The following is a 23,972-nucleotide window of genomic DNA, read 5'->3' as shown; positions in this document are numbered from 1 at the left end:
GGTCGGTGCGCGATGAAGCCAATATCTTTGCTGCTCCGAATGATCCTGCCGATTGGCCGGCGTGGCGGGACGCTATAACCCGCATCGCTACACAGCGATGGCGAAGGCGAATTTGGCGGTTTCGATGCCATGGTGCGTTCCAGCGGCGCGGGATCAAAGTCTATTTTACCTATTATCCATGGGAGAGCGGTTCGGGACCGGAAGCGATCAAAAGCGTAATTGCAATCGTCGAGCGATACAGCTTCGATGCTGTCTTTCTCGACTTCTCTAAAGAGGCGTCGTCACGTTTGCGTGCTGCCTTCGACACGATCGACCCTGCGATACCAATAGAGTGCGAGTCCCCCGTTCGCCTTGCCGGCGAGAACGTCCTGGAATGACCGATAGTCCTTAGATCTAGCGTCAACTTCGCGCGGTTTCGCGTCTATGACGTCTAACCATCTTTTCAGAGCAAAACTCCCCATAAAATCTGACGAAATTCCGTTCTGGTCGCCGGTTTTGACCTGCATCGTGACCGCCGGTCCCTCGCCGTCCAACGATGGCCACCTTGACATTTCGTCGCAGCAATGCAATTAGTTCGTCTACAGAACGAATTAAGGTGCGCATTGATGGGCGAAGCCGCTAAAGTTTCTCGAAAGTTCTCTGAACGCACCATCATGGAGGCCATCATCCAGGGCGGCCCGATCTCACGGGCATCCATTTCCAAGCAGACGGGCCTTTCGAAACAAACGGTTTCCGAGATTGTCCGTCAGCTCGAGAACGAAGGATGGGTGCAGGAAACCGGGCGAAGCAGCGGGCATATCGGGCGGACAGCTGTTAACTACGAGCTGGTCCCCAACGCAGCATTCCTGGCCGCCGTCGATCTGGGCGGCACAAAGCTGCGCGTGGCCATTCTCGACCTATCCTGCCAGGTGCTCGCTGAAGAAGTAGAACCAACAGACCCTAAAGGCGGCGACGCTGTTGTGGCCCAGATCGTTGAGCTGTGCTGGCGAATTGCCGATCGACTCGAAATCGCGCGCGAGCGTATTCGGCTTGCTGTTGTCGGCGTACCAGGCGCCCCCGACAATCAGACCGGACGCGTGCTCATGGCTCCCAACCTTGCTGGGTTTGACCGGATGGATGTGGCCGGGGCGCTGGAAAATGCGCTCGGCATCGATGTCGTGCTGGAAAACGACGTCAACCTGGCGGTGATCGGGGAAAACTGGCAGGGCGAAGGGCAAAATATCGACAATCTTGCCTACATCGCCGTTGGCACCGGCTTGGGCTGCGGGTTGCTTGTCGATGGCAAGCCCGTGCGCGGCGCGACACATGCGGCCGGCGAGCTTGGCTTCCTGCCGTTCGGGGCCGACCCTTTCGACCCGGAATCGCAACGCTCGGGCGCGCTGGAGCGCGTTGCGGCCTCAATTGGAATCATCGATCGTTATCGATCCCTGTCGGGCCTGGAAGCAAGCGTTCCAACAATCTTTCAGCGCGCCAATACCGGCGACGATCATGCCGGACAAGTGCTCGATGAAACGGCAAAATACCTTGCACGAGGCATCGTCGCGATCGTCGCCATCGCCAATCCGCAAAAGGTTATTCTCGGTGGCTCGATCGGGCTGCGAGATGAGCTTTTGGAGAGAGTGCGTTTGTACCTTCCCGCACTCTTCCCCCGTCCAATCGAGATTGAGAAAAGCCCACTTGGGGCACGCGCCGCGTTGATCGGGGCAGCGGCCATCGGCCTTGAGCATCTGCACAACACGCTGTTTGGCGCCGAAGTGCTTGGTGGGCGTATTTCGCTACCGCCCACTGACAGCCTCGAACTCAAGGTCGCAGCAAAATGACCAACCCCAGTTTGTCCGCATCGGCGTTGGAAGATATTCTCGACAGAGACGACGCCATCGCCCTCTTGCAAAAGGCAATTGGGCGGCAAAGCATTACTGGCAACGAGGCCAATTTCGTTGATCTGTTACAAGCGGAGATGGCGGCAAGAGGACTCTCGGGCCCCATTGTTGAAGACTTCATGCCGGGCCGTCCCAATGTTTGGGGTACGCGCAAAGGCAATGGTGGCGGACCGAGACTGCTCTTCATCGGGCATACCGACACTGTCCATGTCGATGGATGGAGCGACCACTGGGCTGGCGACGCGCGAGAAGATCCCTTTGCCGCGCCGATCATGGAGGGAGAAATCTGGGGTCGTGGTGCGGGCGATCTCAAGGCCGGTATCTGTACAGCGCTTTCAGCGATTTCGCTGCTCGACAGCGCCGGAGTGAGCCTCAAAGGCGACATCGATTTCGCCTTTGTCGGCGATGAAGAGAGCGGCCAGCCAGGGAGCGGGGTTTCAGCCGGGATCAAACACTATGTCGAGAAGATCGAAGCAGGGGACATCTCGCGACCCGATTTCGTAATCTACGTCGAGCCCACTCGCCTTGCCGTCTACCCGGCCCAGATCGGCTTTTTTATCGCCGACATCAAGATTGAGGGGAAGTCGGCATATTTCGGGGTTCCCGAACTTGGACACGACGCGCTCAAAGCCAGCCACAAGATAATGAGTGCACTTTGGGCGCATTCCGACGCCGTCTCGGCTCGCGCGCGCCACGACCTGATCGGCAATGGCTTTTTGTTGATCACGACCCTAGAAGGCGGCGGGTATATTGCCGTACCCGAGCACTGCTCGATCTCGCTGATCCGCAAACTTCTACCTGGTGAGGCACTCGACGCCGCTGCTGCCGAGATCGAAGCTACGGTGCGCGGTGCCATTAACGATCCAAACATCAGAATTGAAATTACCTATCCGGCCGGGCGCGACCATGCGCTTGGCGGGGAGGCAAGCGAGATCGACAGCAGCCATCCAGCTCTGGTGCAATTGCAAAGCGCAATTGCCGAGGCAATGGCCGGTCGGGGAGCGCTCGAGGGGGCGCCGTTCTGGTCGGAGAAGTCGTTCTTTACCAACCGCCTCGGGATACCTGCAGTCTATTGCGCGCCCGGGGACATCCGCAATTGCCACACGTTCGAAGAGCGCGTCAGCGTCGAGGAGTACCTCTCAGGCATCGTGGCATTTGCAATCTTCATCGCCAGCTATTGCGGCGTTGAGAGCAGATAAAAAGCACCAAAAACACAAAGGGAACCAACTATGACTGCAAAGATTCTGGGAAGTGCCGCTCTTGCGGCGACCATCCTTATTTCACCCGCCATTTTTGCCCAGACCGTTGGGCCAAATGGTGAAAGCGCAACCCCGACATCACAAGTCGTGCTCTCGGACACCGATATTGCAGCGCTGGAAGGCCAGGGCTACAAGGCCGCTCTGCTGTGGCACACCTCGTCAGATTTCATAAACGCGGTATCCTCGGGCGCAGCCGACGAGTTCGCACGCGCTGGAGTTGAGGTCGTCGCGACGACAGACGCCGGCTTTGATGCTGCCAAGCAACGCTCCGATATCGAGACAGCGCTAAGCGCGGGGCCCAACGTCATCCTTTCGCTGCCCCTCGATCCAGTCACTTCGGCTGAAGCCTTCCGCGAAGCGATTGAGAGCGATGTGAAACTCGTATTCCTTTCCAACCTGCCGTCCGGGTATGAGCACGGCACCGACTATGCGGCAATCGTCACCGACGATCTGTTCGAAATGGGCCGCCAGGCTGCCGATACTCTGGCAGACGCCATTGACGGCGAGGGCACTGTGGGCTGGATCTTCCATGACGCCGACTATTACGTGACCAACCAGCGCGACAACGCCTTCAAGGCCACTATCGAAAACGAATACCCCAACATCGAGATCGTTGCTGAACAAGGTATCGCCGACCCCGCACGGGCCGAAGAACTGGCAAATGCGATGCTTTTGCAGAACCCTGATCTCGACGGCATCTATGTCACCTGGGCCGAGCCAGCCGAAGGCGTCCTTGCCGCTCTGCGCGGCGCGGGGAACAGCGATACAAAGATCGTGACGCTCGATCTCTCCGAGCCAGTCGCGCTGGATATGGTTCGTGGCGGAAGTGTCGCGGGCATCGTTGCAGACGAGGCTTACGAGCTTGGCCGCGCCATGGCGGCAGTTGGCCTCAAAGCCCTGATGGGTGAAGAAAGCCCGGCTTTTGTCGTTGCGCCGGCACTGACAATCACCGCCGACAATGTCGCTGAAGGCTGGCAGCAGTCGCTGCACCGGGACGCCCCGGCTTCCGTTCTCGGCGCGCAGTAACAGCAAACGTAAGGATCACGACCATGCGTTCCCTTCCTCTTTTGACGGCAGGGCTGCTCGCAGCCCTTGCCCCCAACATCGCTGTTGCTCAGGCCCCTGTGACAGTCGGCCCGAACGGCGAACCGGCAACACCTGTCGCTGAAATTGAACTTAGCGACGCCGAGGTCAGCCAGATCCGCGAAAGTGGCTACACTGCCGCCTTCGCCTGGCATGAACTCTATGACTGGTCAGGTGCTGTGGCACAGGGCGCAAAGGACGAGTTCGAGCGTCTCGGCATTGAAGTCGTCGCGGAAACCGATGCCGGGTTCGACTCGGCCCGTCAGCAAGCCGATGTCGAGACCGTGATGGCGCTCGACCCGACGATCCTGATCTCACTCCCCATCGATCCCAGTGCCGGGACCAGCACCTATTCGGCCGCTCTGGATGGTGGAGCGCGGATCGTTTTTATTGACAATGCTGCGGCCGGACTGGTTCACGGCGAAGACTATGTCACGACCGTTTCCGCAGACCTTGTCGGCATTGGCGAGAAGACGTCGCAAGCAATGGCCGAAGCGCTCGGTGGTGAGGGAGAGATTGGCTACATCTTTCATGATGCCGACTTCCACGTCACCAATCTGCGCGACTCCGCGTTCAAATGGATGATCGAAAACAGCTACGAGGGTATCGATATCGTTGCTGAGGCTGGCATGGCCGACCCCGCGCGGATCGAAGACATTGCCAGCGCCATGCTGATGCAGAACCCCGATCTCGACGGGCTTTACGTGCCATGGGCGGAACCGGCCACTGGCGTGCTTTCAGTTCTGCGTCAGCTCGGCCGCACTGATATCAAGATCGTCACGATCGACCTCAACGAGCCGGCCGGGCTGGACATGGTTTCCGGCGGCCCCATTGCTGCGCTGATCGCCGACGAGGCGTACAATATCGGTGTCTATGCCGCCCGCGCGGCCGCCGCTGATCTGCTGGGACACGATGTCGATCCGTTTCTGGTCGTCGACGCACTCATCGTTGGTCCGGACACGGTTGCCGAAGGTTGGCAGCAGTCGCTTGGGCGCGATGCTCCTGCGTCGATCCTGAACGCACAATAGATCAGGACTGCGCGGCGGGTGACCTTCCGGGTTCCCGCCACGCTCGTCACGCTCAAGGACCGCAAGGGTCCGCCGCTTTGCTCCAAGCGCTCCGACTTCACGATTGTTTCGAGGCTGCCATGACTACCCCCAGCAGTGCAAAATCCTCACACCCTATTGTTACCAGCCTCTCACGGCTAAACCTGCAGCAATATGTGGTCTATATCGGCTTTGTGGCGATCTTCCTGTTCTTCGCCATAACGCTTCATGACACCGGCTTTCTGACCCAGCGCAACCTCGTCAACATCATCTTGCAAACGGCGCCTGCGACAATCATGGCCATCGGGCTGGTCTTCGCGCTGAGCGCGGGCGAGATTGACCTCAGTTTCGGCTCTACGGTCGCAGTTTCGGCCCTGAGCGCGGCCATGGTCATGGCCGCAGTTCCGGACTTGGCTTTTCCGCTGGGCATACTGGCCGGTATCAGTGCCGGTCTGGCAATCGGATTTATCAACGGCGTACTTGTTGCATATCTGCGCCTGCCCTCGTTTCTTGTAACGCTTGCAACGATGGGCCTTTTTGCAGGCGTGGCGCGCTCGCTCACCAATCTGCGGTCCATTCCAGTACTCGACGGGACCTTTACCGGAATTTTCGGTTCCGGCTCACTGTTCGGCATCCCCTCTCTCGTGTTGTGGACCATTGCCGCCGTCCTTGTCGGTCACTTCGTTTATCGCCAGACCCGTTTCGGAGCGCATGTTCTTGCAACCGGGGATAATCCTCGCGCAGCGATGGTTACCGGTATTCGAGTGCCGCGCATCCGGCTCATCGTCTTCATGATCTCAGGCGGCATGGCCGGGCTTGCAGGGCTGCTTTATTCGGGACGCTTGCAAGCGGCCAAATACACGCTGGGCGAATCCGATCTCATGACAGTTATCGCCGCGGTAATTGTCGGCGGCACGTTGCTGCATGGCGGCAAGGGCACAATCATCGGTGCCCTTGTGGGCTCGTTGATGATGGGCATGCTCAATAACGGGCTCATCTTGATGGGCCTGTCCGTTTCCGACCAGATGATCGTGCGCGGCCTTATTATTCTTGTCGCCGTCGCCGTATCGCTACGCGAAAAAGCTCGCTGAGGAGGTTTCATCCATGTTTCTCGACATTCTGCGTCGCCGGAATCCCAAATTTGTCGAAGCTGCAATGAAGCTGCACCGCGAGGCAAAAATTCCAGCCAATGCGTACGTCATCGATCTTGATCAGGTTCAAGCCAACGCACGGACACTCAAAAGCGAAGCCGATCGCCATGGGCTAAAGATTTTTGCAATGACCAAGCAAGTCGGGCGCTCATCGAGCTTTTGCAAAGCAGTGATGCGCGGCGGAATCGAAAAGTCTGTTGCCGTCGACATGGCCTGCGCCCGTGGAACGCATCGCGCCGGTATGGCCGTAGGTCATCTTGGCCACCTCTCCCAGATCGCCAGGGCCGAAGCCGATGCTGCGGCAGCCCGTTTTCGGCCGGACTTCTGGACAGTATTTAACGACACCAAGGCCCAAGAAGCTGCTGATGGCGCAAAAAAGGCAGGATATGAGCAAGACCTCCTCGCCCGCATCAAGGCAGAGGGCGACACGTTCTATCGCGGGCACGAAGGGGGATACGAGGCAGCGGAAGTAACTGAAGTTGCCGAGCGGCTCAATGCCCTCGACGGCGGGCGGTTTTCTGGCATCACGACGTTTCCAGCGTTGCTGTTTGACCATGACAGCCGAAGGGTTAAACCGACTCCAAATCTTTCGACACTAACGCGTGCTGCCGAAGCACTGGCACGAGCCGGACACACCGACATTGAGGTCAATGCTCCAGGTACAACATCGTCGGTCCTGCTCGAAGGTCTTGCCAAAGCCGGGGCCACCCAATGCGAACCGGGCAACGGCATCCACGGGACCACAGCATTGCACGTGATGGAAGATCTGCCCGAGTTGCCTGCGGTCCTCTATCTCACCGAGGTTTCGCACCTTTCGGGCGGCAAGGCTTACTGCTTTGGCGGCGGGTTCTACATCGACCCGGTCTTTCCCAGCTATCCGGTCAAAGCTCTGGTCTCGGCAGAGCCGACGGTTGGCGCCGATGCTTTGCGCGAGGTCGAGGTGCCACCGCCTTCGGCCATCGATTACTACGCGATGATTGATGCGGCGGGTGCAAACTCTCCTCAACCCGGCGACACCGCAGTGTTCGGATTTCGCGGTCAGGCGTTTGTTACACGCGCTTATGTTGTCGGCGTTTCGGGAATTTCGACGGGCAACCCCAAAGTCGAAACCATCGAGAATGGGTTTGGTGAAACCCAATCCTGGCCCGTTTAGGAGGTTCATGATGACCGATACACAAACACAGCCGGTGCTCAAACTCGAGAACATCCGCAAAGCGTTCGGCGGCATCGTCGCCATCGAAAACTTCTCCCTAGACGTGCGTGCTGGTGAGATCGTTGCGCTGGTCGGCGACAATGGCGCGGGAAAATCGACCCTTATCAAGATCATTTCTGGCGTTCATGGGCCGACATCGGGATCGATTGTGATGGAGGGCGAGCCGATCACCATGTCGAGCGCGACCAAGGCGCGCGAGCACGGGATCGAAGTGGTGTATCAGGATCTGGCACTGGCCGATCAGCAGTCGGTGTACATGAACCTTTTTCTTGGCAGGGAAATCACCAAGGGCGCGTTCGGGCAACTCGACCGTAAAGCGATGATCGGAGAAACCCAGCGACTGGTTGACGAACTTGACGTGCGCATACCCTCACCGCACGCAACCATCAGGGATCTCTCCGGCGGACAACGGCAAGGCATTGCCATAGCGCGGGCAACGCGTTGGGCGAAAAAGCTGATCCTGCTCGATGAACCCACAGCCGCGCTCGGCGTAGCCGAAACCGCCAAAGTCGAAAAGATCGTTGCCGGTCTCAAGGCGCGCGACATTGGCGTTCTCATCGTCAGCCACAGCCTCGATCAGGTTTTCAGGCTATCGGATCGGATCTGCGTGCTGCGACGCGGCACACAGATCGGCGTGCGCACAACGGCGGAAACCGACAAGAACGAAATCATCGCCATGATCACCGGCGTGCACTAACCAGCTTGGCATCGCTAGACCATGTCTTAGAGAAAATCGTCCAGCGACCAATGATTGTTTCACCGGACATCGACCGGTTTTCAGCGCGCCCAATTCTCCGTCAAGCGCCGATCACTATCGAGATTAGGGCGGTTCCGGTTGGTGAGTGAAGTCGGTCTTTCTGGAGCGTAGCCAGCGAGAACTTCGCAATCAGCGCTCCGGCCCAGACCTGGCTCTTTCTCGAAATTGGCCACAGCTACGGTCCACTCCTCGACACTATATGGTCGGAGATGTGGACGCTGCTCAATGGCAGATTGCCGCGCCTTGCTCAAAGCGCCGGCGACATCGACCGAGCCAAGCCGGATCTGACGCCTGCCCGGCCATCCGCGCTACATAGGCTGTTCGACGTCTGGTCCTTGGGTTCGATCCGCTGCCGCCGCCGCGCCGGATTGCCCATGACAAGGGACAACGACCTGATCTGCGCGGTCACTCAGGATATCGCCTGCCAGGTTGCGGCGCCGGTTCGTGGCCCGGCACGGCGTTCCTGCCAAGGCATTTCAACTGCGCTTACGGTTGGATCGTGCCCAGGAAATACTGACGCTTGCCGATCAGACTATCGAGCAGCTGGCAACGTCGGTAGGCTTTGACGAAAATTATTACTTTTCACGGTTTTCTAATGCGCGAGAGCACTGTTCGCCCAACGCCTTGCGAATACAGCACCGTCGAGGCTGACAAGCGGGAGGCAATCGACAGTCTTAAGGCTGCACTAGCTCCGAGCCTAAAAGCGCCTGCCATAGGGAACCGGCAGCGCCTGTTTGTAGTCGGGCGGCGGCGAGGGCGCTTTCGACCTCGGGTCTGAGAATTCGCGTGCCAGCAAGGTGACCTGAAATTTCGGCCAAGATGATCGGATGGAGCCGCAGCACACCACCGATGAGCGCAACCGGTCCCTTGCCTGCACGCTTCTGAAGCGCTCTTGCCAGTTCGGCCAGTTCATGGGCAGCTGCGCGAAGGATGTCCAGGGCCACCCCATCGCCGTCTTCCGCGGCTTTTGCGACAGCCACCGCAAGGGTGCCGATCAGCCCCCGATCACCTGCGTAGATGAACTTACGAACATCGTGCCATTCAGTGCCGCCGATTTTTTCAAACACGTGATGGGCGAGGATATCGACACCCTTGAATGTGCCGGCATGATCCCAGGTTCGGTAAATCAGATCGAGGGCGCGCAGTGCAATCCAGCTTCCAGACCCCCCATCGTCGATCAGGATGCCACGCCCACCCACCCTTACGACGTCGCCGCTCTCACGCACATGAACGCCGATAGAGCCGGTGCCCGCAGAGACCAAATGCCCCTCACCCGGCCTGAACAGACCAGCATAAGCCAACACAATGTCATCCAGGACCAACACCGATGTCGGCGTTACCCCGAGCGCGCCAGCCGCGAGATCACGAATGTCAGTGCCTGCCGCAGATCCAAATCCGGTCAAGCCGGCTGTGAGACTCAGAACCTGCAAGTCGGCTTGATTTGCGGCTGTGGCGAGCTGGGTCATGACCCCAACAAGCCGCTCCCGTTCGGCGGGATTGAACACATGGGCAGTCGCACCACCAAGGCTGCCGCGCGCGACGGCCTCGCCGGACACGTCGCACGCAACCCATCGGCTGGCCGTACCACCGACATCAAGCCCGAGATGCACAGAGATCATGACGGCACGCCGTCGCGGACAAACAGCCGGGTGATTTCACGAGGATTGGTGATCATTGTCCCCACTACAACGGCATGGGCGCCGACACTGAACGCCTGCTGCACGAGCTCGGGGGTATTGTAACGCCCTTCGGCCACGATCGGAACCGTGAGCTGCGCGGCCAGCCGTTCGAGCAGAGCCATATCCGGAGCTTCAGGACGTGGCTGGCTGGCCTGTGTGTATCCTGACAAGGTGGTGGCGACATAATGCGCGCCCCAGTCCGCCGCTGCCAGGCCCTCCTCGAAGTTAGACACATCGGCGAACACCTCAGCACCCAGCTCCTCGCGAATGCGCCGGACGATTTCACGCGGGTGCTCGCCATCGCGAGGGCGCTCGGTGCAATCAAGAGCCACGATCTCGGCACCAGCAGCGATAATCGCCTCGGCAGCCGCAATGCTTGGGGTAATGTAGACGGGATGGCTTTCGGAAAACACTTTATGGATACCGATGACGGGAAGCCCCGCCGTTTTGACGGCAGCGATATCGTCCGGGCCATTGGCACGGATAGCAATGGCTCCACCATCGCGCGCAGCCAGAGCCATCGGCCCCATGAATTGCGCGCCATGCAATGGATTGTCTGCCCGCGCCTGGCAGGACACCACAAGTCCCTTTGGCAGTTTCATTTGACGGCACCCGAAGTCATGCCAGCAATAAACTGACGCGAGAGCAAGATATAAATCAGGATGATCGGCGCCGCAGACATTGTCAGTCCCGAGAACAGGACGCCCCAATCGGTCGTGTATTCGCCCATGAAGGTCGTGAGCCCCTGAGGCAAAGTCTTGAGGTCATCGTTCTGGATGAACACGAGCGGAAAGAAGAAATCGTTCCAGATCGGGACGACGTTCTGGATGCCTGCGATCACCATCGCAGGACGGACCAGCGGTAACATGATCGCCCACATGATCCGCGCTTCGCTCGCCCCGTCCATACGCGCTGCATCTTCGAGTTCATTGGGCAGGCTGCGAATGAAACCGGTCATGATGAACACGGTCGTCGGCAAACCCATTGCTGTGTAAACGAAGATCAGGGAAAGCTGATTGTTGAGGATCGAAAGGTCACGCATCAGCATGAACAGCGGAATGATCGCCAGTTTGAGTGGCAAGGTCAGCCCGGCAATAAAGAACATCAGAATGAAGCCAGAACCGGTAAACGCATATCGCCCAATGGCGTAGGCCGCCATTGTCCCAAGGGTCAGGATCAACACCATCGAAGCGCCGGTGACCACGAAAGAATTCAGCAGGTAGCGCAGGAAATTGGTTTCGGTCCATATCCTGACGAAATTGGAAACCTGCGTGAAATCGGGGATCGAAAATGGCGCTTGAAAGATCTGCGGCGTTGTCTTGAACGCCGAAAATACCATGATGACGATGGGCGCCAGCATGATGATCGTATTAGCGATCAGGATGATTTGCAGCAACCCGTCGCGCCCCAAGCTCGCAAACATCCCCTTGCGGTCATAATAATTTGTCGCGACACGGCTCATAGCTGAATTTCCCTGGCCCGCAGCCGTGTGGTGATGACGCCGGCGACCAGCGCGATAAAGATGAAAATCAGCACAGCTAGGGCAGATCCGAGCCCGAAATCCTGCTGCCCGGCGGACACATTACCAAACGCCGTGCGGTAGAAATACAGCCCCAGGACGTCTGTCGATCCGAACGGAGAGCCATCGAGGCCGCCCATGATAAAGGGCAGTTCAAACCAGTTGAAGGCGCCCACGAACAGCAGTGTGAAGACGATCGTGGCGCTGGGTGCGACAAGCGGCCAGACGATCTTGGTGATCTTCACCCATTCGCTTTCTGTCTCCATGCGCACGGCATCGAGAATTTCGCCAGGAATGCGCTGCATGCCGGCAAGAAATACCAGCGTGGGAAACCCCACCATGTGCCAGGCCTGCGCCACGATAATGCTCCACAGCGCTGTTCCGCTTTGCCCCAGCCAGGGCTGGGCCAGTTCACCAAGGCCGATGCCCTTGAGGCTGATGTTCACGACACCAAACAGAGGATGATAAAAGAGCTTGAAGAGATAGGCGACGATAATTGTCGAGAGCACCACCGGCAGGAAGACCGCGACCCGGTGAAAACGTGCGCCGGGCAGTTCGCGCCACAGCGCATAGGCAAGGATGAACCCCAAGCCGTTCTGGAGCACCATGAGCGCAAAGAAAACGATAACGTTGTTCTTGAAGGCGTTGATCGTCCAGCTGCGATACGGCTCGACAAACAGCACTGTATGGAAATTCTCCAGCCCGACGAAATCCCCGCGGCGCAAGCCCTGCCAGTCAAAGAAGGCATAAGCAAAGGCGGAGATGATCGGGTAGACGACGAACAGGGCCACAAAAGCCAGTGGCGGTACGATCAGGGCGGTAATCCAGAGACCGCGCCCGGTCATCCTGAGGTGTGGCATGTGCTGTCGCTTCGCTCTGGAGATCTAAGACATGCCCCTCCCCGTTTGGCGGGAAGGGGCGATTTCTAGTTGCAGACTAGTCCTGAAAGGGTTCGTACCATGCAGCAAGTCCGGTGGTGAGCGTTTCACCGATAGCGGCGGGCTCCGTTTCACCGGCAAAGAGCTTCTGCATTTCGCTCTGGATCAACACCGAGCCCGAAGGCTCACCATAGCGGAAATGCGCCAGCATGAGGTAGGGGATCGAGGACTGGTTCAGTTCAGCCACCTCGGCGAGCAAGGGGTTGTCGAACGTGACGCCCGGAATTGTCGAGATGTTGTTGAGCGTATTGGCAAAAGCCTGGCCGAACTCCTGGCTTGCAAGGTAGTTCACGAAGGTGATCGCCGCGTCCTTGTTGGCGCTAGCTGCATTGACCGCGTAGCCACCGTCAAAATAGAGCCCGACCAGTTTTTCGTCCGCTGCAGTCTCGCCGGGCGCTGCGAACATGCCCAGTTCAATATCGGGGTTCTGGGCAGTGAAGTTGGCAAGTTCATACGAACCACCAATAAACATGCCGGCCATACCCGAGCTGAACAGCTGCTGGGCTGAAGGATAATCGAGACCAATAAAGCCATCAGCGAAATATGCCTGGGCTATATCGTTCACTGCGCCGAGGGCATTGGTGAAGCGTTCGTCGGTAAAGTCGGTTTCACCCGCAATCAGCTCATTGTAGAAATCTGTACCCATAAGCGACGAGCCAAGACCGAAGGTCACTGTCTCGTTCTGCCATGCGGTTGCAGTGCCATTGGCAAAAGGGATGACGCCGGCATCCAGAAGTGTCTGGCTGAGCGCTTCAAGATCGGCCCAGTTCTGGGGTTCTTCGAGACCATTCTCGTCAAAGATTGTCTTGTTGTAGATGACAAGCTGGGTCTGGCTGGCAAACGGCACTGCGTAGATCGTGCCGTCCGATCGCATGCTTTCAGCGGCCAGAGCGGGCTCGGCGAAGTCTGCAAGAGCGGGAACGCTCTCGGCACTGAGTGGTTCAAGATAGCCAGCCGAAGCTACGTTTTCCAGACCGCCATAGGCCCGAACCATCATCACATCGGGACCAGTGCCACCGGCTAGTGCAGTCGACAGGATCGTATTGTAATTGGTCGCTTCGAAGGTTTCGAATTTGACTGTGATACCGGGGTTGGCTGCCTCGAACGTCTCGATGAACTGCTCATAGGCAGCGCGATCTTCCTGACGCCAACTCCAGAACGTTAGATCCTGGGCAAGCGCCGGTGCGGCAATAATCACGGCGCCGAGCGCCGCACTCATACGGATGACATTTTTTTTCATTGAAGTTCCCTCTCCTTGAAACGTCTGTGGAAGGTCTTGTCCCGGTGCCCTATGGCATCAGCCGCCGACCATCCTCGGCGGAAAAGAAATGCGCCGTCGCCGGATCGACCGTCACGGTCACCGGCGCATCGGGTGCAAAATTGTCGTTTGGTGCAGTGCGGGCGGCGAGCAGCGTGCCATCGGCAAGACGGACATACACATAGGCGTTGTCGCCCAGATATTCGGTATAGATCACCTGGGCATGGAAGCCCTGATCCACATGCCCGTCGTGTAATCTTACTGCGTCGGGGCGCAGCCCTAGCCGCTGGTTCTTCTCTTGCGGGATTGCCCCCATCGCGACCGAGCCGCCATTGGCCATGCCGAGCGAAGTTCCATCGCGCGCCACATCGACCAATGTCATGCGCGGCGACCCGATAAATGTGGCGACGAACGCATTGGCCGGCCGCTCGTAGAGATCGCGTGGAGAGCCGACCTGCTCGATCCGCCCTGCATTCATCACCACGATCTTGTCGGCCAGCGTCATCGCCTCAACTTGATCATGGGTCACATAAATCGTCGTACCGCCGATATCACGGTGAAGGCGGGCGATTTCCAGACGCACTTCCGAGCGCAAGGCCGCATCGAGATTGGAGAGCGGCTCGTCGAGCAGAAAGACGTCGGGCTTGCGTACAAGGGCACGGCCTATAGCGACACGCTGGCGCTGCCCACCTGAAAGCTCCCGCGGCTTGCGCTGCAACAGCTCATCGAGGCGCAGCATCTTGACCGCCTCGGCGATGCGACGCTCGACTTCGACCTTTTCAAGCCCCATCAGCCGGGCACCAAATGCCATATTTTCATAGACATCCATATGCGGGTATAGCGCATAGGACTGGAACACCATGGCGATACCGCGCCGCGAGGGCGCCACATCGTTCATCAGCTTTCCATTGAGTACGAACTCCCCGTCGCTGATCGGATCCAGACCGGCGATCAGTCGCAACAAAGTGGACTTGCCGCAGCCGGACGGGCCGACAAATACAACGAGTTCGCGATCCCCGATCTCCAGATCGATGCCGTGCAACACTTCGGTGGTCTTGAAGCGCTTCTTGATGCCGCGAAGCGAAAGCTGGGCCAAATCAATCCTCCGTCTGCCCTGCCGATCAGGCAAGAATCCCAGTCATGCAAACCACAGTCCGAAGCTCGCAATCATGGAATACTAAATTCCAAAAAAAATGAATGTCAAGAATATACAATTACTGCGCATGTATGGCAGCCGTGCCCGTCAGCGCAGAGGCGTTACCGATGGCGCTAAGTCACCGCGCTAACGCTGTTTAAGGACGGTGACGGCATTTTCACTGCTGTGGATATAGTCATGAGCGTCCGACTGACGACGGATGAGCAGGATGAACAACATATCCATGAGCATCAATTGCGCATCGCGCGAGGTGATGGCCGAGGAGCGCACGCGCTCCTCGTCGGCAACAGTAAAAAGGTGGATGTCTGCCAGATCGATCAGCGGGTTCGGCTGAAGCCCTGTCATTGAGATCACAGTGGCGCCGCGCTTTTTGGCAACCTCGACGATGCGCAAGGTTTCCACGCTGCGCCCGGAATGGGAAAGCGCCAGCAACACATCAGGCTGGCCAAGCGCCGAAGCGTTGGAAATCTGAATGTGGCTGTCGCTTTCGATCAGAGCCATGCGCCCCAGTTTGAGCAACTTGTAGGAAAAGTCCTTAGCCACCAGCGACGACGCGCCCACGCCGGCAAGCTGGATTTTTCGAGCATTTACAAGAGCATCCACGGCAAGATCGATCGTTTGCTCGTTATTGGCAGCGAGCGTCTCACGCATCGAGAGCAGTTTGCTGCCAATCAGCTTTTGCAGGATGGTAATATAGCTGTCGCTGGCATCGATGGTACCATGAATGACGCCACCGGGTGCATGCCACTCAAGGGCCTTGGCCTTGTTCACGGCAAGTTTGAGCTGCTGGTAGCCCGCATAGCCGAGCTTTTGGCTGAACTTGACCACACTGGACTGACTGCGCCCGGTGGCTTGAGCAAGCGCCGCCGAGGACAGGGTGAGCATCTGCTCGGGATTATCGATGATGAATTGGGCGATCTGGCGATCAGCCTGGGTCATGGATTCCAGCTTGGCGCCGAGAATTTTCAGTATGGACATGCTGGCTTCCGTAACACCGGGCCCGTGCTCCCAAGACTCGCTATGCAACCTCTAGAGGGCAAGGGCGCGTGATTGCAACCAAGTTCTCCTATGCCTCTCACGACAAGGCTGTCGGCCATGATCGCTGCGAGGCACAATTAACGGAATACAATATTCCTAGTCTCGTTGACACCCGGAATATTCACTTCTAACATCGCCGTCGGAATTTGAGCAAAGGCACCATGGCAAAAACTACCCTGATGGCAGAGCTGGAACAGCTCGTTTCCGAAGCCCGCAACCCCGACACCCTGCAAATCGACTTGATGTCGACGCCACAGATTCTTGCGGCGATGAATGCGGAGGACGCGCGTGTTTCCGAAGCTGTACGCCTTGTGCTTCCCGAGATTGCAGCCGCCGTCGAGCGAATCGTTGAGGCTTTCAAGGCCGGTGGCCGCCTGATCTATATGGGCGCAGGTACAAGCGGACGACTGGGTGTACTCGATGCTTCGGAATGTCCGCCGACCTTCGGTGTACCCGAAGGCATGGTTGTGGGGCTGATCGCCGGCGGCGACCGAGCATTGCGCTATCCGATCGAAGGCGCCGAGGACTCTCCTGAAGAGGGACGCCGCGACCTCGAAAACGTCAATCTCAGTGCCAAGGACGTTGTTGTCGGCATCGCCGTCAGCGGACGGACGCCATATGTCATCGGCGGCCTTGCCTATGCTAAAGAGGTCGGTGCCGTTACCGCATCGCTGTGCTGCAATCCCGATGCCGTCATCGCACGAATGGCCGACATTGCAATTTCGCCGCTGGTTGGCCCCGAAGCGCTCACCGGTTCAACGCGCCTCAAATCAGGTACTGCACAAAAACTCGTGCTCAACATGCTGACAACCGCAAGCATGATCCGCAGCGGCAAGTCGTATGAAAATCTGATGGTCGATCTTTCGGTGAGCAACAAAAAGCTCGCCGCCCGCGCGACCCGCATGCTGGTCGAGGTTACCGGCTGCTCGCCGAGTGAGGCAGAAGACTACCTGACTGCCAGCAACAACAACGTAAAACTGGCGATCCTGATGGCACTGACGGGCCTTGAGGCGAGCGAAGCGGAAATTGCCTTGCGCGATGCCGGCGGCTTCCTGCGTCGCGCAGCCGCCCAGCACAAGCCCCGCGCTGCCGGCTGAACGGGAACGACATGGATCTGCTCGTCAATCTTTATGGCAACCGCATGCACGCGCTCAAGGCACGCGCCGAAAAGGTGGATGCAACGATACGGGTGGCCCTCCCGCCTGAACAGCACATCATCAAGGACTGGGTGCGGACCCATTTCAGTGAATATTGGGTAAGTGAAGTTACCGCAGCAATGGCCCATCAGCCGCCAGGATGCCTGATCGCCACCGTTGATGATCAGCTCGTCGGCTTTGCCTGCTACGACGCAACTGCACGCGGGTTTTTCGGCCCCACAGGCGTTTGTGAAGATCAGCGTGGCAAGGGGCTTGGGGTGGCGCTGTTCTATCATACGCTGGCAGCGATGAAGGCACATGGCTATGCCTATGCCATAGTCGGGTCTGCCGGTCCTGTGGATTTTTACGTAAACGCTGCCGACGCCATGCCAATTGCGTCGGAAAAACAGGACATCTATCAGGGCTTGTTGCGCATCGAGCAGAAGCCGCAGGGAACACAGTAATGACGACCCCACTGGCCCTCTTCGTGGGCATGCCCGGCCTTGAGCTAACGCCATCGGAGATCGCATTCTTCCGCGAAACCAACCCGTTTGGCCTTTTCCTGTTTCGGCGCAATCTCGAAACGCCCGAACAGATCAAGCATTTGTGCGCCCAGTTCCGCGAGGCTGTCGGACGCCCGGACGCGCCGATCTATATCGATCAGGAAGGGGGCCGCGTGCAGCGGCTCGACAATGGCAATTGGCCTCTATACCGCCCACTCGGCAATTTCGGGGCTCTGGCCCGCAAGGATCTTGAGCTTGGCAAACGCGCCTTGCGCCTGTCGTCGTTGGCCATGGGTTCGATGATGACAGAACTGGGCATTGGCAGCGGCACGACGCCCGTTGTCGACCTGGCCCGCAAAGACACGCACGATGTTATCGGCCAGCGCGCGTTTGGCGACGACTCCGAATTGGTCTCAACGCTTGGCCGCGTTGTCCTGGAAGCAATGCTCGAAGTCGGCGCGATGCCGATCGTCAAGCACATCCCCGGCTATGGCCGGGTGAGCGTCGACCCTCATTTCGACTGCCCGATCGTTGATGCCAGTGTCGATGATATGCGGAACTCCGATTTCCGCCCCTTCGTCGCGCTCAAGGACGCGCCATGGGCGATGGTGGCCCATCTGATCTTCACGCAGATCGACAGTGATCGGCCCGCCTCAGTGTCGCCGATTGTCTGCGATATGATCCGCGATGACCTCGATTACGACGGCGTGCTGATCACCGACTGTCTCACAATGGAGGCATTGTCAGGTACGTGGCCGGAACGGGTGCAGGCGGCGCTCGATGCCGGTTACGATATTGCCCTGCACAGCCAGGGCGATCTTGCCGCCAGCGAGGCGGCGGCTAGAGCGGCGCGCCCGCTGAGCAGTGAGAGCCTCGCCCGTATTGACCGCGCCAACAAGCAGCTCGGATCGACCCGTGTCGACGTGCAGGCCTTGCATGCCGAGGTGGAGGAAATTTTTAGGGAGAACGGCTTCGCCTGAAGGCGGGTCGATCAAGCAAGGAGAGACATAAAATGTCAAGGATAGCAGTCGTTGCGGTGGCATCCGCTTTGACGTTGATGACGGCAGTACCGGCACTGGCCCAGGACAGTGAGAACGTGCTGACGATCAGCTCTGAGCAGACCACCACTTTCGTTCGCAATTTCAACCCGTTCGGCCAGACTTCGGCGCGTTACACAACGCTCGACTTCATGTACGAACCTCTGGTTGTCTTCAACCGCCTCAACGGCAACGAGCCCCATTTCCGTCTGGCCGAGAGCTTTGAACTTGCCGACGACCTGAAATCAATCACCTTCACGCTTCGTGATGGCCTTACATGGTCCGACGGCGAACCTTTGACCGCAGACGATGTCGTCTTCACATATGATTACATCAAGCAGTTCCCGGCTCTCGATTTCATTTCCGTGTCCGAGCAGCTCGCCTCGGTCGAAAAGGTCGATGACCGCACTGTCCGGTTCAACCTCAATGAAGCCAACTCACTGATCGCCAACACGATCGTGGGTATGCCTATTGTACCCCAGCATGTGTGGGCCGACATCGAGGACCCCGTAACCTTTGCCAACGAAAACCCCGTTGGCTCGGGTCCGATGACCGAAATCACCCGGTTTACCCCGCAAGTGTACGAGCAGTGCGCAAATCCTCATTACTGGGATGCTGACAATCTGGACGTCGATTGCCTGCGCATGCCCCAGCTCGCTGACAATCCCCAGGTTCTTGCCGCCCTCGCTGATGGCACACTGGATTGGGCGACAAGCTTCATCCCCGACATCGACAACACATTTGTGTCCAAGGACCCCGAGCACCACAAATACTGGTTCACACCGTCGAGCCTTGTGTCGTTCCAGATCAGCATGATCACGCCCGACGAGAACAACCGCAAGGCGTTCAACGACGTCGATTTCCGTCGTGCATTGTCGATGCTCATCGACCGCCAGACGATCGTCGACATCGCCGGCTACGGCTACCCGCTGGTCAACGAAGATCCTGCGATCCTTGGTGAGCTTTACAAGAGCTTTGCCAACCCTGCAGTCGAAGAGGAATACGGCCAGTATGGCAGGTTCGACTTCGAAGCTGGCACAGCGCTGCTCGACGAAGCCGGTTACGTCGATGCTGACGGTGACGGTTTCCGTGACAACCCTGACGGCTCACCCATTGCCATCGACATCATGGTGCCCAATGGCTGGACCGACTGGATCGATGCCGTCCAGATCTCGATGGAAAGTCTGACCGAAGCCGGGCTCAACGTAAAGATGAGCACGCCGGAAGCCGCAGTCTGGACTTCGGGCCTGATTTCGGGTGAGTACTCGATGACGCTGAACGCCCTGGCGTCGGCCGCCAACCCGTACTTCCCCTATATCCGCTCGTTCAACCCGAACGATTTCGGCAAGAGCCGTTTCACCGCCCCTCACTGGGAAAATGATGAGGTCATGGAACTTCTGGGCGAGTACACCCAGATCAAGGACCCGGCCGAGGCGAGCGCCGTTCTCGATCAGATCCAGATGATCGTGGCCGAAGCCATGCCGATCATTCCGGTGTATAACAGCCCCTCGTTCTACCAGTACAACACAAGCCGGTTCACCGGTTGGGCGGATGCCGAGAACCCCAAGTTCTCTCCTGTTGTGTCCAACGCCAATCCGGCTCGCCTGCTCCAGTTGCTCGACCTGGAACCGGTCGCTGAATAACAGCCAAACAATAGACGGAGACGCGCCGGGGCGCGTCTCCTGTTTTCTTTTCCAGGAGGACACATCACCATGGCCTTTTTGCTACGGCGACTGGCGTTCTACCTAGCGGCATTCCTTGTCGCCGCGACCATCAATTTCTTTCTGCCCCGTCTCATGCCGGGCGATCCCATCCAGATCATGTTTGCAAGCGCCGGCTCGGAGCTGTCGTTGGAAAATCTCAACGCCCTCAAGCTGACTTTCGGCTTTATCGATGCACCCCTGGGCGAACAATATCTGCGCTACCTGCAAAGCGTGTTTACTGGCGATCTTGGCCGGTCAATCAAATACTTCCCTCTGCCCGTTACGGAACTCTTGGGCCGTGCGCTCATCTGGACCCTCGGGCTCATGGGCATTGCCACGGTCATCAGCTTCACGCTCGGCACATTTCTTGGCGTTTTTGCCGCTTGGCGTCGTGGCAAACCGATTGACTCGGCGATTTCGCTAAGCGCGATCTTTGCCAGCTCAGTGCCGGCAGTTGTCGTGTCATTGATCATGCTCTTTGTCTTCAGCTATACGCTGGGGTGGTTTCCCAATGGCTATGCCGTCAATCCGCTCATCGATCCGGCATGGAGCTGGGAGTACATCTCGAGCATCATCTATCACGGCACCCTGCCCATGTTGACATTGGTGATCGTGCTCACTGGCGGCTTCGCCGTCACCATGCGCAACAATATGATCAATCTGCTCGGCGAGGATTATATCGTTATGGCCCGCGCCAAGGGCCTAAACGACAGGCGGGTCATGTTGTGGTACGCGGCGCGGAACGCTCTCCTGCCGACGGTTTCAAGCCTTGCTATCGCCATCGGCACGATTCTCGGTGGTTCGCTCGTCGCCGAGGTGGTGTTCAACTATCCCGGCCTTGGCAACACGCTGTACCAGGCAATCATTGCGCGCGACTATCCCGTTATTCAGGGCCAGCTGCTGATCATGACCGGTGCCATGCTCATTTCCAATTTCGTGGTCGATCTGAGCTATGTGCTTCTCGATCCGCGCCTCAAGAAGGCATGACACGATGAAGCTGTTGACCCAATTGCGACACAACAAGAAGGCCATGGTCGGCCTTTGCATCCTGCTCATCATCGTTCTGGTCGCGGTCTTTGCTCCGCTATTGACCGAATATAGCCCGGTAAAGCGGGTTGGACGTCCACACCAGCCCCCCAGCTGGGAGCACTGGATGGGCACCACACGACTTGGCCATGACGTCTTCTCGCGCCTTGTCCACGGTGCCCGGGTTTCCCTTGCCGTCGGCTTCGGTGCAGGTTTGATGATCACCTTGATCGGCACCGTACTGGGCATCATCGCCGGCTATAAGGGTGGAATCGTCGACGAAGTCATCAATTTTTTCACCAACATGGTTCTTGTTGTTCCCAACCTGCCACTCCTGCTTGTTCTCGCAGCGTTTATCGGCCAGGCGAGCCCGTTGGTGATCGCCATCATTTTAGGGCTCACCTCCTGGGCCTGGGGCGTTCGGGTAACGCGGTCGGAAACGCTGTCGATCCGTCAGCGTGATTTCGTAAAAAGCGCTGAAATGCTTGGGGAGCCATCCGCACGTATCATGGTATTCGAAATCTTCCCGAACCTGATATCGATTGTCGGCATCAACTTCATCGGTAGCGTCATCTTTGCCGTTATCACTGAAGCCACACTTGAATTCCTTGGATTGGGCGACCCCAACACAGTTTCATGGGGCATCATGCTTTACAACGCGCAGAACTCTGCGGCGCTGTCGGTCGGCGCCTGGTGGGATCTGCTGGCTCCGTGCTTTGCTCTGGCATTCCTTGGTCTTGGACTTGCGCTGATCAATTTTGCCATCGACGAAATCGCCAATCCGCGCCTGCGGACTGGCGGCATGCTCAATCGGTGGACCCGCATGGTGCGTGTTGGGGAGGGTAAGATATGAGCGAACCGGTTCTCTCGATCCGCAATCTCAACATCGATTATGTCGGCGCCCAAACAGACTTTCACGCTGTCAAGAATGTCAGCTTCGATATCGCGCCGGGAGAGTTTTTCGGCCTTGCCGGAGAGTCCGGATGCGGGAAATCGACAATTGCTTTTGCGATCAGCAGACTGCACCGCGCTCCGGCCCTGATCCGCAAGGGCAGCGAAATCGTCGTTGGCGGGCGCAACGTGCTCGACCTCGAAGAAGAGGATTTGCGCAGCTTCCGTTGGCGCGAAGTGGCCATGGTGTTCCAGAGCGCCATGAACTCGCTAAACCCGGTACTCACGATCGAAACGCAGTTTTACGACGTGCTGAAGGCGCACACCAATATCAGCCGTGCCGAAGCCCGTGAGCGCGCGACGGAGCTCCTCAAGCTTGTCGACATTGCCCCTGAGCGCCTCGATTCCTACCCGCACCAGTGCTCAGGCGGCATGCGGCAAAGGATCGTCATTGCCATTTGCCTGGCCCTCAAGCCAAAGCTGCTCATCATGGACGAGCCGACCACCGCGCTCGATGTTGTGGTTCAGCGTGAAATCCTGCAGCGCATCGAAATTCTGCGCCGCCAACTCGGCTTTTCGGTACTGTTCATCACCCACGATTTGGGGCTGATGGTTCAGGTGAGCGATCGTATCGGCATCATGCTCGAAGGCGAGCTTGTCGAGATCAACGACGCGCAATCGATCTATAAAAACCCCCAGCACGCCTACACCAAACGCCTTTGGGCCTCGATGCCCAAGCTCTACGGAAACCAGACGGCGCGGGAGACAGCACCATGACCACCGCGGCCACAGATCAGCCCATTCTTGCGCTGGACAATGTCTCCAAAGTTTTCGGACATGCCGATAATCCAGTTTATGCAGCACGTTCGATCTCGTTTGCACTACATCCGGGCCGGACACTGGCGCTGGTCGGCGAATCGGGTTCGGGCAAGACCACAGCGGCTCGGCTCATCATGCGCGAGTATCTCCCCGACGAGGGTCGCCTGATGTTTCGCGGCGCGCCACTCGGCAAAGGCGATGCCAAAGCGATCAAGTCCTATCGCTCATCTGTGCAGATGGTGTTCCAGGATCCATTTGCGTCGCTCAATCCGACCCACACGATACGCTATCATCTCGAGCGCCCACTACGGCTGCATCAGCCTGGCCTTGATGCCGCTCAGCGCAAGGCGACCATCGAAGAACTGCTCGATCGCGTCAAACTCGACCCAGCATTGATCATGGGCAAATTCCCGCACGAATTGTCCGGCGGTCAGCGTCAACGTATTTCGATTGCCCGCGCACTCGCCGTCAATCCCGAGGTCATCGTTGCGGACGAGCCGACCTCGATGCTCGACGTTTCCGTTCGGCAGGGCATCCTCAACCTACTCAACGACATGAAGGCCGAGCTGAGTTTGGCCCTCCTCTACATTACACACGACATAGCGACGGCGCGGTATGTCGCCGACGATATCATGGTGATGTATGCCGGCCAGATCGTTGAATGGGGCAGCGTCGATGACGTGCTGAACGATCCGCAACACCCTTACACAAGACTGCTGCTCTCTGCGGTGCCCGATCCGGATCGGCGCTTCAACGACACGCGCTTTGCTGATGAGTTGAGCCAGACCGATGCGATCCGCGCGCGGGCTGCACTGCCACAGACCGAGGTCGTACAAGTCGGCGAAAATCACTTCATCCGGCCCATGCTCGGCTGACCGGG

At 58.2% G+C, this 23,972-nt stretch carries 23 protein-coding genes and 1 pseudogene; 17 read left to right on the top strand and 7 right to left on the bottom strand.

Features of this window, described 5'->3' with window-relative positions; translation table 11 throughout:
• Positions 1-5: 5 nt before the first annotated feature.
• The 9 genes and pseudogenes from ACN0TA_RS02575 to ACN0TA_RS02535 all read left to right on the top strand — a co-directional run.
• On the top strand, positions 6-377 hold the full coding sequence (locus ACN0TA_RS02575; protein WP_417579500.1) for a hypothetical protein: 372 nt from the start codon (positions 6-8) through the stop codon (positions 375-377).
• A 228-nt stretch (positions 378-605) separates the two neighbouring features.
• Complete coding sequence (locus ACN0TA_RS02570; protein ID WP_417579498.1) at positions 606-1,820, top strand: ROK family transcriptional regulator; 1,215 nt, start codon at positions 606-608, stop codon at positions 1,818-1,820.
• Entirely contained in the window at positions 1,817-3,079 is a 1,263-nt protein-coding gene (locus ACN0TA_RS02565; RefSeq protein ID WP_417579496.1) for a M20 family metallopeptidase, read from the top strand. The genes ACN0TA_RS02570 and ACN0TA_RS02565 overlap by 4 nt, the downstream gene beginning before the upstream one ends.
• A gap of 30 nt (positions 3,080-3,109) precedes the next feature.
• Entirely contained in the window at positions 3,110-4,165 is a 1,056-nt protein-coding gene (locus ACN0TA_RS02560; RefSeq protein WP_417579494.1) for a substrate-binding domain-containing protein, read from the top strand.
• 23 nt (positions 4,166-4,188) lie between these two features.
• Positions 4,189-5,250, top strand: coding sequence for a substrate-binding domain-containing protein (locus ACN0TA_RS02555; protein ID WP_417579492.1), 1,062 nt, complete (start codon positions 4,189-4,191; stop codon positions 5,248-5,250).
• 119 nt (positions 5,251-5,369) lie between these two features.
• On the top strand, positions 5,370-6,359 hold the full coding sequence (locus ACN0TA_RS02550; RefSeq protein ID WP_417579490.1) for an ABC transporter permease: 990 nt from the start codon (positions 5,370-5,372) through the stop codon (positions 6,357-6,359).
• Between the two features lie 13 nt (positions 6,360-6,372).
• Positions 6,373-7,572: an alanine racemase gene (locus ACN0TA_RS02545; RefSeq protein ID WP_417579488.1), complete on the top strand. Its 1,200-nt coding sequence runs from the start codon at positions 6,373-6,375 to the stop codon at positions 7,570-7,572.
• 10 nt (positions 7,573-7,582) lie between these two features.
• A complete protein-coding gene (locus tag ACN0TA_RS02540; protein WP_417579486.1) occupies positions 7,583-8,329 on the top strand; it encodes an ATP-binding cassette domain-containing protein in 747 nt (248 codons plus the stop codon).
• A gap of 471 nt (positions 8,330-8,800) precedes the next feature.
• Positions 8,801-9,040 (top strand): annotated as a pseudogene (locus ACN0TA_RS02535) (helix-turn-helix domain-containing protein); the annotation flags it as partial.
• 23 nt (positions 9,041-9,063) lie between these two features.
• Here the strand turns inward: ACN0TA_RS02535 and ACN0TA_RS02530 are convergent.
• The 7 genes from ACN0TA_RS02530 to ACN0TA_RS02500 all read right to left on the bottom strand — a co-directional run bounded on the left by ACN0TA_RS02530 (position 9,064) and on the right by ACN0TA_RS02500 (position 15,917).
• Entirely contained in the window at positions 9,064-10,008 is a 945-nt protein-coding gene (locus tag ACN0TA_RS02530; RefSeq protein WP_417579484.1) for an N-acetylglucosamine kinase, read from the bottom strand.
• Positions 10,005-10,670, bottom strand: a complete 666-nt coding sequence (locus ACN0TA_RS02525; protein ID WP_417579482.1) for an N-acetylmannosamine-6-phosphate 2-epimerase — start codon at positions 10,668-10,670, stop codon at positions 10,005-10,007. The genes ACN0TA_RS02530 and ACN0TA_RS02525 overlap by 4 nt, the downstream gene beginning before the upstream one ends.
• Positions 10,667-11,530: a carbohydrate ABC transporter permease gene (locus ACN0TA_RS02520; protein ID WP_417579480.1), complete on the bottom strand. Its 864-nt coding sequence runs from the start codon at positions 11,528-11,530 to the stop codon at positions 10,667-10,669. Before ACN0TA_RS02520 ends, ACN0TA_RS02525 begins: the two co-directional genes overlap by 4 nt.
• Positions 11,527-12,447 carry a carbohydrate ABC transporter permease gene (locus tag ACN0TA_RS02515; protein ID WP_417579478.1) on the bottom strand — a complete coding sequence of 307 codons (921 nt, stop codon included), beginning with the start codon at positions 12,445-12,447 and terminating at the stop codon, positions 11,527-11,529. The genes ACN0TA_RS02520 and ACN0TA_RS02515 overlap by 4 nt, the downstream gene beginning before the upstream one ends.
• A 76-nt stretch (positions 12,448-12,523) precedes the next feature.
• Positions 12,524-13,765 (bottom strand): extracellular solute-binding protein, encoded by a 1,242-nt coding sequence (locus ACN0TA_RS02510; RefSeq protein ID WP_417579476.1) that lies wholly within the window; start codon positions 13,763-13,765, stop codon positions 12,524-12,526.
• Between the two features lie 49 nt (positions 13,766-13,814).
• Entirely contained in the window at positions 13,815-14,879 is a 1,065-nt protein-coding gene (locus tag ACN0TA_RS02505; protein WP_417579474.1) for an ABC transporter ATP-binding protein, read from the bottom strand.
• Between the two features lie 186 nt (positions 14,880-15,065).
• A complete protein-coding gene (locus tag ACN0TA_RS02500) occupies positions 15,066-15,917 on the bottom strand; it encodes a MurR/RpiR family transcriptional regulator (protein ID WP_417579472.1) in 852 nt (283 codons plus the stop codon).
• Between the two features lie 221 nt (positions 15,918-16,138).
• Here ACN0TA_RS02500 and murQ point away from each other — a divergent pair, with 221 nt between their 5' ends.
• The 8 genes from murQ to ACN0TA_RS02460 all read left to right on the top strand — a co-directional run bounded on the left by murQ (position 16,139) and on the right by ACN0TA_RS02460 (position 23,967).
• Positions 16,139-17,074 carry an N-acetylmuramic acid 6-phosphate etherase gene (gene murQ / locus ACN0TA_RS02495; RefSeq protein WP_417579470.1) on the top strand — a complete coding sequence of 312 codons (936 nt, stop codon included), beginning with the start codon at positions 16,139-16,141 and terminating at the stop codon, positions 17,072-17,074.
• Positions 17,075-17,085: 11 nt separating this feature from the next.
• Positions 17,086-17,577, top strand: a complete 492-nt coding sequence (locus ACN0TA_RS02490) for a GNAT family N-acetyltransferase (RefSeq protein WP_417579468.1) — start codon at positions 17,086-17,088, stop codon at positions 17,575-17,577.
• Positions 17,577-18,596: a glycoside hydrolase family 3 N-terminal domain-containing protein gene (locus ACN0TA_RS02485; RefSeq protein WP_417579466.1), complete on the top strand. Its 1,020-nt coding sequence runs from the start codon at positions 17,577-17,579 to the stop codon at positions 18,594-18,596. Before ACN0TA_RS02490 ends, ACN0TA_RS02485 begins: the two co-directional genes overlap by 1 nt.
• Before the next feature lie 32 nt (positions 18,597-18,628).
• Complete coding sequence (locus tag ACN0TA_RS02480; protein WP_417579464.1) at positions 18,629-20,296, top strand: ABC transporter substrate-binding protein; 1,668 nt, start codon at positions 18,629-18,631, stop codon at positions 20,294-20,296.
• Between the two features lie 69 nt (positions 20,297-20,365).
• Positions 20,366-21,343 (top strand): ABC transporter permease, encoded by a 978-nt coding sequence (locus ACN0TA_RS02475; RefSeq protein ID WP_417579462.1) that lies wholly within the window; start codon positions 20,366-20,368, stop codon positions 21,341-21,343.
• A gap of 4 nt (positions 21,344-21,347) precedes the next feature.
• Entirely contained in the window at positions 21,348-22,235 is an 888-nt protein-coding gene (locus tag ACN0TA_RS02470; protein WP_417579460.1) for an ABC transporter permease, read from the top strand.
• On the top strand, positions 22,232-23,050 hold the full coding sequence (locus ACN0TA_RS02465; protein ID WP_417579458.1) for an ABC transporter ATP-binding protein: 819 nt from the start codon (positions 22,232-22,234) through the stop codon (positions 23,048-23,050). The genes ACN0TA_RS02470 and ACN0TA_RS02465 overlap by 4 nt, the downstream gene beginning before the upstream one ends.
• On the top strand, positions 23,047-23,967 hold the full coding sequence (locus ACN0TA_RS02460; protein ID WP_417579456.1) for an ABC transporter ATP-binding protein: 921 nt from the start codon (positions 23,047-23,049) through the stop codon (positions 23,965-23,967). The genes ACN0TA_RS02465 and ACN0TA_RS02460 overlap by 4 nt, the downstream gene beginning before the upstream one ends.
• Positions 23,968-23,972 lie beyond the last annotated feature (5 nt).

It is taken from the genome of Pelagibacterium sp. (assembly GCF_048264985.1).
Classification (GTDB): domain Bacteria; phylum Pseudomonadota; class Alphaproteobacteria; order Rhizobiales; family Devosiaceae; genus Pelagibacterium.
Note: the sequence above shows the minus strand (reverse complement) of the source record. Positions and strands in the feature narration are given on the sequence as shown.

Bases quoted from the DNA above. Each gene is read 5' to 3' on its own strand.
- ACN0TA_RS02475 (WP_417579462.1), top strand. From the start codon at position 20,366: ATGGCCTTTTTGCTACGGCGACTGGCGTTCTACCTAGCGGCATTCCTT.
- ACN0TA_RS02545 (WP_417579488.1), top strand. From the start codon at position 6,373: ATGTTTCTCGACATTCTGCGTCGCCGGAATCCCAAATTTGTCGAAGCT.
- ACN0TA_RS02565 (WP_417579496.1), top strand. From the start codon at position 1,817: ATGACCAACCCCAGTTTGTCCGCATCGGCGTTGGAAGATATTCTCGAC.
- ACN0TA_RS02540 (WP_417579486.1), top strand. From the start codon at position 7,583: ATGACCGATACACAAACACAGCCGGTGCTCAAACTCGAGAACATCCGC.
- ACN0TA_RS02460 (WP_417579456.1), top strand. From the start codon at position 23,047: ATGACCACCGCGGCCACAGATCAGCCCATTCTTGCGCTGGACAATGTC.
- ACN0TA_RS02510 (WP_417579476.1), bottom strand. From the start codon at position 13,765: ATGAAAAAAAATGTCATCCGTATGAGTGCGGCGCTCGGCGCCGTGATT.
- ACN0TA_RS02515 (WP_417579478.1), bottom strand. From the start codon at position 12,447: ATGCCACACCTCAGGATGACCGGGCGCGGTCTCTGGATTACCGCCCTG.
- ACN0TA_RS02555 (WP_417579492.1), top strand. From the start codon at position 4,189: ATGCGTTCCCTTCCTCTTTTGACGGCAGGGCTGCTCGCAGCCCTTGCC.
- ACN0TA_RS02530 (WP_417579484.1), bottom strand. From the start codon at position 10,008: ATGATCTCTGTGCATCTCGGGCTTGATGTCGGTGGTACGGCCAGCCGA.
- ACN0TA_RS02500 (WP_417579472.1), bottom strand. From the start codon at position 15,917: ATGTCCATACTGAAAATTCTCGGCGCCAAGCTGGAATCCATGACCCAG.
- ACN0TA_RS02470 (WP_417579460.1), top strand. From the start codon at position 21,348: ATGAAGCTGTTGACCCAATTGCGACACAACAAGAAGGCCATGGTCGGC.
- ACN0TA_RS02465 (WP_417579458.1), top strand. From the start codon at position 22,232: ATGAGCGAACCGGTTCTCTCGATCCGCAATCTCAACATCGATTATGTC.
- ACN0TA_RS02520 (WP_417579480.1), bottom strand. From the start codon at position 11,530: ATGAGCCGTGTCGCGACAAATTATTATGACCGCAAGGGGATGTTTGCG.
- ACN0TA_RS02490 (WP_417579468.1), top strand. From the start codon at position 17,086: ATGGATCTGCTCGTCAATCTTTATGGCAACCGCATGCACGCGCTCAAG.
- ACN0TA_RS02570 (WP_417579498.1), top strand. From the start codon at position 606: ATGGGCGAAGCCGCTAAAGTTTCTCGAAAGTTCTCTGAACGCACCATC.
- ACN0TA_RS02550 (WP_417579490.1), top strand. From the start codon at position 5,370: ATGACTACCCCCAGCAGTGCAAAATCCTCACACCCTATTGTTACCAGC.
- murQ (WP_417579470.1), top strand. From the start codon at position 16,139: ATGGCAAAAACTACCCTGATGGCAGAGCTGGAACAGCTCGTTTCCGAA.
- ACN0TA_RS02525 (WP_417579482.1), bottom strand. From the start codon at position 10,670: ATGAAACTGCCAAAGGGACTTGTGGTGTCCTGCCAGGCGCGGGCAGAC.
- ACN0TA_RS02480 (WP_417579464.1), top strand. From the start codon at position 18,629: ATGTCAAGGATAGCAGTCGTTGCGGTGGCATCCGCTTTGACGTTGATG.
- ACN0TA_RS02560 (WP_417579494.1), top strand. From the start codon at position 3,110: ATGACTGCAAAGATTCTGGGAAGTGCCGCTCTTGCGGCGACCATCCTT.
- ACN0TA_RS02485 (WP_417579466.1), top strand. From the start codon at position 17,577: ATGACGACCCCACTGGCCCTCTTCGTGGGCATGCCCGGCCTTGAGCTA.